Source organism: Kribbella sp. VKM Ac-2569, assembly GCF_004216905.1.
Classification (GTDB): domain Bacteria; phylum Actinomycetota; class Actinomycetes; order Propionibacteriales; family Kribbellaceae; genus Kribbella.
The window spans coordinates 282,695-294,949 of sequence record NZ_SGXJ01000002.1; the positions used below are offsets into that span (position 1 = coordinate 282,695).

General features: G+C 67.5%; 10 protein-coding genes. 5 read left to right on the forward strand and 5 right to left on the reverse strand.

Annotated elements, in window-relative coordinates:
* Positions 1 to 2: 2 nt before the first annotated feature.
* The gene (locus EV649_RS14270) at positions 3 to 1,310 is read right to left on the reverse strand and encodes an MFS transporter (protein WP_130383928.1); all 1,308 of its coding nucleotides are present in this window, start codon (positions 1,308 to 1,310) and stop codon (positions 3 to 5) included.
* A gap of 15 nt (positions 1,311 to 1,325) precedes the next feature.
* The gene (locus EV649_RS14275; RefSeq protein WP_130383929.1) at positions 1,326 to 2,054 is read right to left on the reverse strand and encodes a 3-hydroxybutyrate dehydrogenase; all 729 of its coding nucleotides are present in this window, start codon (positions 2,052 to 2,054) and stop codon (positions 1,326 to 1,328) included.
* Between the two features lie 146 nt (positions 2,055 to 2,200).
* On the opposite strand from EV649_RS14275, the gene EV649_RS14280 reads away from it, so the two are divergent.
* Entirely contained in the window at positions 2,201 to 4,456 is a 2,256-nt protein-coding gene (locus EV649_RS14280; RefSeq protein WP_130383930.1) for an FdhF/YdeP family oxidoreductase, read from the forward strand.
* Here EV649_RS14280 and EV649_RS14285 read toward each other — a convergent pair.
* Positions 4,431 to 5,594, reverse strand: coding sequence for an MFS transporter (locus EV649_RS14285; RefSeq protein ID WP_130383931.1), 1,164 nt, complete (start codon positions 5,592 to 5,594; stop codon positions 4,431 to 4,433). The two genes, EV649_RS14280 and EV649_RS14285, sit on opposite strands and share 26 nt — an antisense overlap.
* 68 nt (positions 5,595 to 5,662) lie before the next feature.
* On the opposite strand from EV649_RS14285, the gene EV649_RS14290 reads away from it, so the two are divergent.
* Positions 5,663 to 6,244, forward strand: coding sequence for a CGNR zinc finger domain-containing protein (locus EV649_RS14290; protein WP_130383932.1), 582 nt, complete (start codon positions 5,663 to 5,665; stop codon positions 6,242 to 6,244).
* Between the two features lie 64 nt (positions 6,245 to 6,308).
* Here the strand turns inward: EV649_RS14290 and EV649_RS14295 are convergent, their stop codons facing one another.
* A complete protein-coding gene (locus EV649_RS14295; RefSeq protein WP_157996240.1) occupies positions 6,309 to 7,007 on the reverse strand; it encodes a hypothetical protein in 699 nt (232 codons plus the stop codon).
* 133 nt (positions 7,008 to 7,140) lie between these two features.
* Between EV649_RS14295 and EV649_RS14300 the strand changes: the two genes are divergently transcribed.
* The 3 genes from EV649_RS14300 (at position 7,141) to EV649_RS14310 (ending at position 9,857) form a co-directional block, all read left to right on the forward strand.
* Positions 7,141 to 8,658 carry a zinc ribbon domain-containing protein gene (locus EV649_RS14300; protein WP_130383934.1) on the forward strand — a complete coding sequence of 506 codons (1,518 nt, stop codon included), beginning with the start codon at positions 7,141 to 7,143 and terminating at the stop codon, positions 8,656 to 8,658.
* Positions 8,659 to 8,663: 5 nt separating this feature from the next.
* Positions 8,664 to 9,026, forward strand: a complete 363-nt coding sequence (locus tag EV649_RS14305) for a hypothetical protein (protein WP_130383935.1) — start codon at positions 8,664 to 8,666, stop codon at positions 9,024 to 9,026.
* A gap of 174 nt (positions 9,027 to 9,200) precedes the next feature.
* Positions 9,201 to 9,857: a hypothetical protein gene (locus tag EV649_RS14310; protein ID WP_130383936.1), complete on the forward strand. Its 657-nt coding sequence runs from the start codon at positions 9,201 to 9,203 to the stop codon at positions 9,855 to 9,857.
* Between the two features lie 56 nt (positions 9,858 to 9,913).
* Here EV649_RS14310 and EV649_RS14315 read toward each other — a convergent pair whose 3' ends face one another.
* Positions 9,914 to 12,118 carry an MMPL family transporter gene (locus tag EV649_RS14315; protein ID WP_130383937.1) on the reverse strand — a complete coding sequence of 735 codons (2,205 nt, stop codon included), beginning with the start codon at positions 12,116 to 12,118 and terminating at the stop codon, positions 9,914 to 9,916.
* Positions 12,119 to 12,255: the final 137 nt, after the last annotated feature.

Consider the following 12,255-nt stretch of genomic DNA (forward strand, 5'->3'; position numbering starts at 1 on the left):
TTCTACAGCGTAGTGAGGTCCCGACGACGTGTTTCGGAGTACGACGTCACCGCGACGATAGAGATGACCGCGCAGGCCGCGACGTACACAGCGATCGCGTAGCCGGAGTCGTACGCCTTCAGCAGCGCCACCGCGATGAACGGCGCCAAACCGCCCGCGATGATCGATGCGAGCTGATAGCCGACCGAGACGCCGGAGTACCGCACCCGCGTCCCGAACAGCTCGGTGAAGAACGACGCCTGCGGTCCGTACATCGCACCGTGCAGCACCAGACCGACCGTCACAGCCAGCGTCGCGAGGGCGAAGTTGCGAGTATCCACCAGTGCGATGAACAGGAACGCCCAGATGCCGACACCGACCGCGCCGATGAGGTACACGGGCTTCCGGCCGATGCGATCCGACAGCGCGCCCCAGAGCGGAATGGCGAAGAAGTGCACGGCCGCGGCGATCAGTACGGCGTTCAGCGCGAACGACTTGCCCATGCCGAGGTGTTCCTTCGCGTACGTCGCGATCACGATGGTGAAGATGTAGTAGCTGACGTTCTCCGCCATCCGTGCACCCATCGCGGTCAGCACCTCACGTGGGTACCGCGTGATCACCTCGAGGATCGGCAGCCTCTCCGCCGGCTCGTCCTGCGCCTTAGCACGCGCCTCCTGGAACACAGGTGACTCCTCGACGCGCAGCCGCACCCACAGCCCCACCAGCACGAGTACTGCAGACAAGAGGAACGGAATGCGCCAACCCCACGAGTCGAAGGCCGCATCCGTCTGGAACGCAGCCAGACCTGCCAGTACGCCGTTTGCGATCAGCTGGCCCGCCGGCGCGCCAGCCTGCGGCCAGGACGCCCAGAAACCACGCCGTGCCGGATCACCATGCTCCGACACGATCAGCACCGCACCTCCCCATTCACCACCCAGCGCGAACCCCTGGATGAGTCGCAGCACTGTCAGCAGGATGGGAGCGAGCGCACCGACCTGTGCGTACGTCGGCAGCAGACCGATCGCAAACGTGGCAACACCCATCATGAGCAGCGACAGCACCAGCAACTGCTTGCGGCCCAGCCGGTCACCGAAGTGCCCGAACACCACGCCACCGATCGGACGTGCGAAGAAGCCGACTGCGAACGTCGCGAAGCTCAGCAGCGTTCCGGTGAGCTCCTCACCTTTCGGGAAGAACAGGTCGCCGAACACCACCGATGCGGCGACCCCGTACAGGAAGAAGTCGTACCACTCGACCGTCGTACCGACGAGACTCGCGCCGACCACCCGGACGATCGACGAACGGGTGCGCACTGGTTCTGTTGCTGTCATGGGCGGACTCCTCAGTTAGTGGGCGGTCCAGCCGCCGTCGAGTACGAACGAGCTCCCCGTGATGGAGGCGGACGCGGGGCCGCACAGCATGGCCACCAGCTCCGCCACTTCGGCCGGCTCGATCAGCCGCTTCACCGCGACCGGCTCGAGCAGGACCTTGTCCAGCACCTCTGACTCGGACAGGCCGTGTGTCGCGGCCTGGTCGGCCAGCTGCGCAGTGACCAGCGGCGTCCGGACGTACGCCGGGTTCACGCAGTTGCTGGTCACCCCGTGCGCAGCACCTTCCAGAGCGACGACCTTGCTGAGTCCTTCCAGTCCGTGCTTCGCAGAGACGTACGCCGCCTTGAACGGGCTGGCGCGGAGCCCGTGGACCGAGCTGATGTTCACCACCCGGCCCCAGCCGGCGCCGTACATGTGTGGAAGCGTCTGCCGGATCAGCCGGAACGGCGCCTCCAGCATCAGCCGCAGGATGTAGCTGAACCGCTCCGGCGGGAACTGCTCGACCGGTGCGACCTGCTGGACCCCGGCGTTGTTCACCAGGATGTCCACGTCCGTCGGGAGGTCGGACAGCCGCTCGAGGTCGGACAGGTCGGCCACGACCGTCTCAACACCGTCCAGCGTGTCCAGACCGGCTTGGTCGAAGTCGACGGCCACCACGTGGACGCCGTCCGCTGCCAGGCGCTGGGCGCACGCGGCGCCGATACCGGACGCGGCGCCGGTGACGAGGGCTCGACGGGTCTCCATGGCCGATGACTGTAGAAATCCTGCCCCCGGCACACTATGGGATGCGGCCACACAACCCGACGCGGAGGCATGGCCCGACGAGCCACTGATCCACAACTGCGGCTATCAAAGCAGCGCGTCACGATAGCTGGACCTATTGTTGAAACATGGTCGATATCGAACAGCCGAAGCAGAAGGCCGCCGGCGTGCCCGCCGTGCTGTCGTCGTTCAAGTTCGGTCTCCGCGAGATGGGGCCGGTGCGTACCGGCCGCGCCTTCCTGAAGATGAACCAGGATCGCGGGTTCGACTGCCCCTCCTGCGCGTGGCCGGACCCGGAGCACAAGCACGCCGCCGAGTTCTGTGAGAACGGCGCGAAGGCGGTGGCCTGGGAGGCGACCCGCAAGCGGGTGCCGCGGGCGTTCTTCGCCGAGAACTCGGTCGCGGACATCGACCGGATCTCCGAGTTCGATCTCGGCAAGCTCGGCCGGATCACCGAGCCGATGCTGCTGCGGGCCGGCGCCACGCACTACGAACCGATCGGCTGGGACGAGGCGTTCCAGGTCGTCGCCCGGCACCTGAAGGCCCTCGTCGACCCCAACGACGCCGTCTTCTACACTTCCGGCCGGACCAGCAACGAGGCCGCGTTCCTCTACCAGCTGTTCGTCCGCGCCTACGGCACCAACAACCTCCCCGACTGCTCGAACATGTGCCACGAGTCGTCCGGTACGGCGCTGCTCCGGGTGGTCGGCAGCGGCAAGGGCGCGGTCACGCTGAAGATGCTCGAGGAGTCCGAGCTGATCGTGGTCGTCGGGCAGAACCCGGGCACGAACGCGCCGCGGATGCTCAGCCACCTCGAGGTCGCCAAGCGCAACGGCGCCTCGATCGTCGCGGTGAACCCGCTGCCCGAGCCCGGCCTGATGCGGTTCATGAACCCGCAGAAGCCGCGCGGCCTGGTGGGCAAGGGCACGCAGCTCGCCGACCAGCACCTGCGGATCCGGATCGGCGGCGACCAGGCCCTGTTCCTTGCCCTCGGCCACCTTCTGCTCGAGGCCGAGGCCGCGAACCCGGGCGCCGTGCTGGACAAGTCGTTCGTCGAGTCACACACCAGCGGGTTCGAGCTGTACGCCAAACACAACGCCGAGCTCGATTGGCCCGCAGTCGAGCAGGCCACCGGGCTGCGGCGGGCCGAGATCGAGGAGCTGGCGCAGCGTTTCATCCGATCCAAGGCGACCGTGGTGTGCTGGGCGATGGGGCTGACACAGCACCGCGAGGCGGTCGCGACGATCACCGAGATCGTCAACGTGCTTCTCCTGCAGGGCAACATCGGCAAGCCGGGCGCGGGCCCGTGCCCGGTGCGCGGGCACTCGAACGTCCAGGGCGACCGCAGCATGGGGATCTGGGAGAGGATGCCGGACGCCTTCCTGGACCGGCTCGATCACGAGTTCGCGTTCACCTCTCCGCGCGCGCACGGTATCGACGCCGCGGAGACCGTGAAGCGGCTGCGCGACGGCGACGTACGGGTGTTCTTCGCGATGGGTGGCAACTTCGCGTCCGCGACTCCGGACACCGAGGTCGTGCATCGCGGGCTGCGCCAGTGCGACCTGACCGTGCACGTGTCCACCAAGCTGAACCGGTCGCACACCATCACGGGCCGCGAGGCGCTGATCCTGCCGACGCTCGGCCGGACCGATCACGACCACACCGCAGCGGGTCCGCAATCGGTGTCGGTCGAGGACTCGCAGGGCGCCGTACACCTGTCGAAGGGCAACCTCATCCCGCCGGCGCCGGAGCTGAAGTCCGAGATCGGGATCGTGTGCGGGCTGGCGCAGGCCGTCGTACCGGACGTCGGGCAGATTCCGTGGGCCGACTTCGCCGACGACTACAGCCTGATCCGGCAGCGGATCGGGCGGGTCGCGGACGGTTACGAGAACTACGAGGAGCGGCTGCGGGACGGTGACGGCGGCTTCCTGCTGGCGCACGCGGCGCGGGACAAGCGGGAGTTCAAGACGTCCGACGCGCGAGCGCAGTTCACGGCCAACGAGCTGACCTGGTTGCCGACGGAGACTGGCCGGCTGCTGCTGCAGACGATGCGCAGCCACGACCAGTTCAACACCACGATCTACGGCCTCGAGGACCGGTACCGCGGCATCCACGGGACCCGCGAGGTCGTCTTCGTGCACCCGGACGACCTGGCCGAGCTCGGCCTGCAGGACGGCGGGTACGTCGACATTGTGAGCGAGTTCCAGGGCGTCGAAAGGCGGGCCTCGCGCTTCCGGCTCGTCTCATACCCGACGGCCCGCGGCTGCGTGGCGGCGTACTACCCCGAGACCAACGTCCTGATGTCGGCCGACGACCTCGCAAAGGGCAGCAACACCCCAGTAGCCAAGGGCCTCACAGTCAGGCTGGAGCCAGTCGCTTCCTGAACCACGGCTGGAGTGCAGCGAGCACGAGGGCAGCTCCGGCGGTCGTGAGCCAGAGGCCCGCTGGGCCTGCGGTCTTGAGGAGTTGGGTGACGGTGATCGGCGCGATCGTGGTCGCGATGCCCCAGCTCAGGCCGAAGACCGCGAGGTAGCGGCCGCGGGCCTCGTCGGGCGCGAGGCCGGAGGCCTGGGTGAGGTAGCGGGTCAGCAGGAACAGTTCGCCGAGGCTCCACAGGACCGACGCGAGCAGGAACACGCTGAGGTTGTGGGCGACCGCGGCGACCACCAGACCGGCAGCGACGAGTAGGTAGCCGATCGCGATCGCCCGGAAGTCGTCGAGATGCTGCACGCGGAGCACGCGTTGAGCGACGATCAGGGTGATCGCGGACACCGCGAGGATGATGCCGGTGCCCGACTTCGGGAGTCCTTGTTCGAGCAGCGTGAGCGGTACGCCGATGATCAGCTGCATGTAGATCGTGGCGAAGACCGTGCCGCCCGCGAGGAGCAGTAGGAGTCGCTTATCTCGCCAGACTGCTGCGGGGCGATCGGTCGGGCGTTCCCGGCGTACGTCGGCCGGCAGCGCAACCGCGACCAGTGCGGCGCAGGACAGACAGGTGATCGCGTCGGCGACGAAGAGCCAGCGGAGGTCCCAGTGGCTGATCGCGGCCGCGAGCAGACCCGCCAGGACGCCGGCCGCCGCAAGGGCCGCGCTGTACAAGCCGTAGGCAGCGGGGCGATCCTCGGGTTCCGTGACGTCGGCGATCATCGCCTGGCTGGGCGGCTCGTAGATCTCGAACGCGAGGCCGAGCAGGATCGTCGCGAGTACGGCGGACCAGAGGTCGCGGCTGAGCGCGATCCACAACTGGGCGACCGCACACCCGGCCAGACCGAGAACGATCGTACGGCGGCGACCGAGACGATCGGCCAGCTGACCGCCGAGCAGCCGGGACGGGATCGTCGCGGCACCGAACACCGCGAGGATCAGACCGACCTGGCTGAGCGAAGCCTTGAACTCGACCGCGAGCACCACACCCAGGAACGGAAGTGTGAACGCGCCAATCCGGTTCACCGCCCGGGCGATGACCAGGATCCAGACGGTTCGCGAGAGCCCGCGCGCCGTCCGTGCGGAAACAGCACTCATCCTGACACTCCATGACTGTCTAATTGGCTATGATCGGTCACGCAGCCCTGAGCCTACGGAGGTATCGCGTGACTGGTCAAGTGTCTTTTGATAGTCATGCCCGCAATGTGCTGGCCGCGTCGGTCGAGTACGTGAACCGGCTGACCCCTGGGTACGCCGGTGGCGTCGAGCACACCGCGCCGTCCGACGAACCCGAGGCTGTCGCGGAGGCGCTGACCGCGATCGGCCATCCGCCGAAGTCGGTCCCGCTGGACGATGCCCGGCGACTCGTACGCCTGGCGGGGCGGATGCGGATCGTGTTCGAGGCTGCGAACACCGGCGACCTCGACACCGCCGCAGCAGAGATCAACGCGTTGCTGGTCGATACCAACGCGCGTCCACAGCTCGACCGCGGCAAGGATCGCCCGTGGAGCCTGCACTTCCACGGCCCCGACGAGCAGCTCGCGAACGGCTGGGCCGCCGGATGCGCCGCCGGCCTGGCACTCGCCGTCGGCAGCGACCTGGCCGGCCGGCTAGGCGTCTGCGCAGCGCCGCAGTGCGACCGGGTCTTCGTCGACGTGTCGAAGAACGGTCAACGCCGCTTCTGCTCCCCCCAATGCCAAAGCCGCGTCAAGGCCGCGGCGCATCGAGCGCGCCAAGCTGCCACCTGACCCGAACTGGGGATAGGAAATGGTTACCCGGGACACCCCATTACCTGTCCCCGGTCCCCGGCGGCTATCCCGAGTCCGAGGCGAGTCCGCGGCGGGTGACGGTCGGGTTGGACGGGTCCTCGTTGTTCACGACCAGTTGCGCGCGTTCGGCGGGGCGGACCTGGTCGACGTACATCTGCTCTCCAGGGATGTACCTGGTGCGGTAGCGCTCCTCGGCGGCCGCCAGCGAGTCCATCCAGGCCGCATCACGGGCGGCACCGCGGCGGAGCACCGTCTCGAAGCTGACGTCGACGTAGATGCGCAGATCCCAATAACCATCCAGCTCCGGGCGCTGCAGAAACGCACCGTCAGCCACCAGGATCGCGTCCGGCGCGGCAGTTCGAACAGGTAAGTCGAGAGCGATCCGGGCGTTGGACTCACGAAGACCGGCCGTGTACCGCAGGTCCCCACCCGGACCAAGCGGACCCAAGAGCCGCTCGCAGATCGCGTCGTAGTCGTACATCTCGAAGTAGTAGCTCTCCGCCGAACCAATCGGATACCCCGTCCGCAACTCAGGCGCCCGCTTGAAGTAATCGAGCCCGGCCCGAACAACCTCCCGCCCACTCCGCCCCCGCAACACCTCCGCCAACTCATCAGCCAGCGACGTCTTCCCAGCCGCCGAACACCCATCCACCCCCACCCGCAAGGGATGAGCCCGCCCGACCGCCAACACAACGTCGGCCAACTCCCCCAGAACCGCCGCCCGCTCTCCCATGGCAGTCATTCTCCACAACTCCGCAGCGCGCCGGCGAAAGGTTTCCGCCGAGCGTTTGCGTCAAGTTTGTTGACCCTCCGCGATTACTGGACCCGGTCAGAGGATCGCCGTACCGTTCACTCACAGTAGGGGGGAAACACAAATGCACAGATGTTCTTCTTGTGGTGCCGGAAATCTGACCGGCGCCACGTACTGCGGCACGTGCGGACAGCAACTGCCGCCGATCGAAGCAGATACCGAACCGTCCGGGGACGCACCGCCGTCGGATGCCACTCGTTATCTGTGCGCGGCCGTTCAGTTGAACAGCCGGCTCGCCGACGAGGTCGTTCGCGACATTCTGGACGAAGAATTCAAGGCACCGCCGGCGTCTCCGGACGTCGATCTGGTCCCGGTGATCCTGCACGCGATCGCGGCCAGGAAACGACATCTCGTCCGCGATGTCCTGCTGACGTTCCTGCTCATCAGCGCATTCTGGGGTGCCTACAGCGCACGGTACGTCGTCGTGCTGCTGGCGCTCGCACTGTGCTGGGTGGTGGTCGTCGGCGAGACCTTGGTGGCGACGTACGGCGTCGTGGCCCACGACCTGCGCCCGGAACGGTTCAAGCCGGACGCCTTGTCATCGGACGATCCCGCAATCAGGGATCGGCTCAGGCAAGTCGCCACAGCCGCTCGGGGCAATGTCAGCGTCTACAGCGGCTACCGGCCGTTCGTCGGATGCGGAGTGCCCTTCGACGCCTGGTCCTTCGCGCTCGACATCGACCGGGCGGCGGAGGGGAAGGTGGCCGAGTCCTTCACCGCGCTGTCGATCCACGACTTCGTGAAACAGCGCTTGGGTGACCTGCGGACCGGCGAGGTGGCGCTGGCCGACCGCGTCTTCGTCGACGGTCGCGACATCCGCGAGGACCGCCGGTTCCTTCCGGATCGGTTCGCGGTGCCGAGGCCGAAGGTGGATCGCTCGATGGTGCGGAGCCTGACGGTCGAGCCCGAAGACCGGGCACGCCCGTACCTGACCGTCCAGATCAGTGGCTGGCGCGGGCAGTTGGTCGTCTCGACCTTCCTGCGGTTCGTCGTCACGCCGCACGAACTGGTCGTCGAGGTCACGCACTGCCTGCTCGGGCCGGTGCGGGACGAGTTCCAGGAGGTGGACAGCCTGTTGCCGGAGCCGACCGCGCGCCAGGCGATCCGGATCGGCGGGCGAGCTCTGCGGAGGACGCCGGGGCATCTGCTCCGGGCCCCGATCGCGATCGCGAAGCACCTTCTCGGACCGGTGACGACGGCCCATCACCGGGCCAGGCAACGGCGGGAGATCGTCCGCTCGCTCCGGTTCGACTACGGCGCCGCCAGAAGCCCGCGCGAGACGGTCAGCGACGACCGGTACCAACGGTACTTCCAGAAGCTCGACAGCGCCTTGTACACCAAGGTGATCGAGAAGCGGATGCTCCAAGCGGTGGAGCAGTTCCTCGAATCCAAGGGGATCGACACCCTCGAGCTGACGCAACGACAGGCAATGATGCAGAACAACGGCGTGTACGTCGCCCCGGGTGCGACCGTCACCGCCGGCAGCATCGCTGCCGGGACCGGAGCCCGCGCGAGGTCCGTGATTCGGAGGGCCGCCAACGTGGCCAGGCAAAGCGTCACCGATGCAGCCGGAAGGAACTGACACCCATGGAGAAGAACGACGGAATCCGGATCTCGGGCGGACACGTCTCGGTCGGCGCGATGGCAGCCGGCCAAGGCGCCACGGCCACGAACACGAACATCTCGGCAGTTTCGGCAGGTTCGCTCGCCGACGCGCGAGCCGGGATGGCGCAGCTCCTCGAACTGCTGCACACGCACTCGGAGCGGTTGGAGCGGCCGGACGAAGCCATCGCGGTGGCCGAGCTGGCCGATCGCGAACTGTCCAAGGAGGAACCCGACAAAACGTCGGTACTGCGGCTGCTGGAGCTGGTCGCATCCGGAGCCAAGTCGATCGCCTCGATCGGCGGCGCGGTGACGGCTGTCCAGCAGGCGGTCTCTGCGATCTTCTGAGCGTCTGGGGGGACGAACTCGATGTCTGTCTATTGCACGATCTGTGGCACTCGCCGGCCGGAGGGGGCCAAGTACTGCTCGCATTGCGAGGCCGCGTTCAAGGACGAGGCTGCCGACTCGCGGACCACTCAAGGCCCGCCCGGATACGGAACGGGCTGGTTCGTCGGAGCCACCGTGGTTCTCGCCGCGATCGTCACCGGCGTGATCCTCGGCGGCGACGCGCTGATCGCGCGCTCCGTGGCTGCCCCTGACCTGACCGCTTACAACCAGCGCATCACGCCTGACGGCAGGATCACGTACGGCCCGGTCGAGCCAGTGGAGACACCCGCTGAAGAATGGACACCGTCGCCGACGGAGGACGAGACCAGCGACATCCCGCCGGTGTCGACCGAGCCGGCTGAGTCGGTCGCGCCGTCGGTGCCCGCAGTGGGCAACGAACTGATCACCGTTACCCCGGAGGCGGCGCAAGACCCTGCCGCGGCCGACGTCGTACAGCTGCTGACCGCTTACTTCACAGCCATCAACAACCACGACTACGACGCCCATCAAGCACAGCTGACCCGCGCGGCGCGGGCAGCCATGACCCGCAAGGAGTTCACATCCGGCTTTCGCTCCACCGTGGACTCCGAGATCACGCTGGCCGGGCTCAGCATTGCGCGCGACGGGCGGATGGTGGCTGAAGTGTCTTTCGTCAGCCGGCAGAACGCGGAGGACGGACCCGAACGCCAGACCTGCACCCGCTGGACCGTCGGCAAGTTCTTCGAGGGCCAGGGCACGAGCCTTCGGATCGGCAAGGCGCTTTCGGGCAGCGCCAGATACGAAGCCTGCTGATTCCAGTACGACGCCCCACCCGGACAGGCCGGGTGGGGCGTCGTGCCAGCCAACTGTCAGCCGACCGGGGTTAGTTCGCGTTCTTCTTCCGGTGCCGGCGGGGTTGGGGTGGCGTGTTTGGCGGTGTTGCCGCGGAGCCACTTGGGGGCCCACCAGTTGGCGTCGCCCAGGAGGGTCATGATGCTGGGGAGTACGACGGCGCGGATGATCGTTGCGTCGATCAGGATTGCGACCGCGAGGCCGACGCCCAGCTGCTTCATGTCCAGCGTGCTCAGGGTTGCGAAGACCGCGAACACGCCGATCATCACCGCCGCCGCGCTGGTCACCACGCCGGCCGAGCCGGTGATGCCTTCGGCGACTGCCTGCTTCGTCGGTACGCCGCGCAGTACTGCCTCGCGGATCCGGCTGACCACGAACACGTGGTAGTCCATCGACAGCCCGAACAGCACCACGAAGAGGAACAGCGGCAGCCAGCTGACCACGGCGCCGTTCGACCGGAAGTCCAGCAATCCTTCGGCCCAGGTGTTCTGGAAGACCGCGGTGACGACGCCGTACGCCGCACCCGCGCTCAGCAGGTTGAGCCCGATCGCCGTGATCGCGACCACCACCGATCGGAACGTCACCATCATCACGATCATGGTCAGCAGCAGCACGAACCCGATGACCAGCGGCAGCTTGTCCCGCGTGTGCGCCGCGTAGTCGACGTCCGCGGCCACGAACCCACCAACCGCGTACTCGACTCCCGGCACCTTGCCGACCGTCTCCGGCATCAGTTCCTTGCGCAGCTTGGTCAGCGAGTCCCGTGCCTGGTCGCTACCGCCCTCGTACGGCGTGGCAACCTCGAGCGTCGCGACCGTACCGTCCTTGGAGAACCGCGGCTCCTCGAGACCGTCCGACGCGAACAGGCTGTCGCCCTTGGTCTTCTGCATCAGTTCGGCCAGCGCGGCCTTCACCGCAGGCTGCTGGTTCGCAGGCGCCCGTACGGCGACCTCGTGGCTGGTACCCGTACTCGGGAAGGCCGCGGTCAGCCGGTCATACGCCTTCATCACCGCGGTGTCACGCGGCAGATCCTCGGTGCCCGGGAACTTCAGCGTCATCCCCAGCGCCGGCGATGCGACCGCGAGCAAAGCGGTGACGGAGACCAGCAGAGTGGCGGTCGGGTGCTTCAGGGCCGGCTTGAGCATCGTCGGCCAGAACCGCGGCTGCTTGTTGCCGGCCGTCAGCCGCCAGACGAGCGGGATCCGCGGCTTGTCCACCCAGCGCCCGAGCTTCGCCAGTACGGCCGGCAGAACGGTCAGCGAACCAACGACGGCCACCGCGACGACCAGGATCGAACCGACCGCGAAGGACGAGAACACTGCGTCGCGGGCCAGGAACAGGCCGGCCATCGAGATGATGACCGCCGTACCCGAGACGACGACCGCGTGGCCCGAGGTCGCGGCGGCGATCTCGACCGCGTCGACGTGACCGCGGCCCTTGGCGCGTTCCTCACGTTCGCGGCGCAGGTAGAAGAGCGAGTAGTCGACGCCGACCGCCATACCGATCAGCAGGATCACGCTGTTGACCGCATCCACAGCCGGCACCAGCTGCGAAGCCGCAGCCGACAGGCCGATCGCGGCGGCCACCGCGGACAGCGCGAGCACCAGCGGGACGGACGCGGCGATGAGCGCACCGAAGGCGATCAAGAGGATCGCGAGCGTCACCGGCAGGCTGAACATCTCCGCCCGCTTGAAGTCCTTGCCCAGCGTCTCGTTGAGCGCCTTGCCGATCGACAGTCCACCGACCTCTTCGATCCGCAGGTCCGGGTACTGCTGCTGGACCTTGGCGGTTGTGTCGAGCAGCGGTTGAACCCGTGCGTCGTCATCCGAACCCTCCGGTACGTCCTTCATCGTCACCCGGACGATCACCGCGTCGTTCTTCGGCGACGGCATCGGCTGACCGACCTCCGCGACCCCACCGAGGGCGCGCATCTGCTGGATCACCACCGCTGCGGCCTTGTTCGCCGCGGTGTGGTCGAGCTGTCCTGACGGAGCCGTGATCAGCACGCTCTCGACGTCCGGGTCGTCGAAGTTGCCGGACTTGACGATGTTGTCCGCCCGGGTCACCTCACCGATGTCACCCTCGTTCTTCGACTCCTTGGTCCCGGTCACCTGCCCGAGCGCGAAACAGGCGATCACGACGACAATCCACATCGCGATCGCCCGCCACGGATGGGTCGCGCTCCAGCGCGCTGCCCGGACCGTGATCTGTCCCCTGGCCATACGTTCCCTGCCCCTCTGCGCACCCACCGGCGCCCCACCCAGCGCTCCCTGGCGTTGCGCTGGCTACGGGTAGAAGCCTGGCTGCCGCACCCCGGTCACGACCATGCAGGAAGCCCCCCAGGTCACCCTGAGGGAAA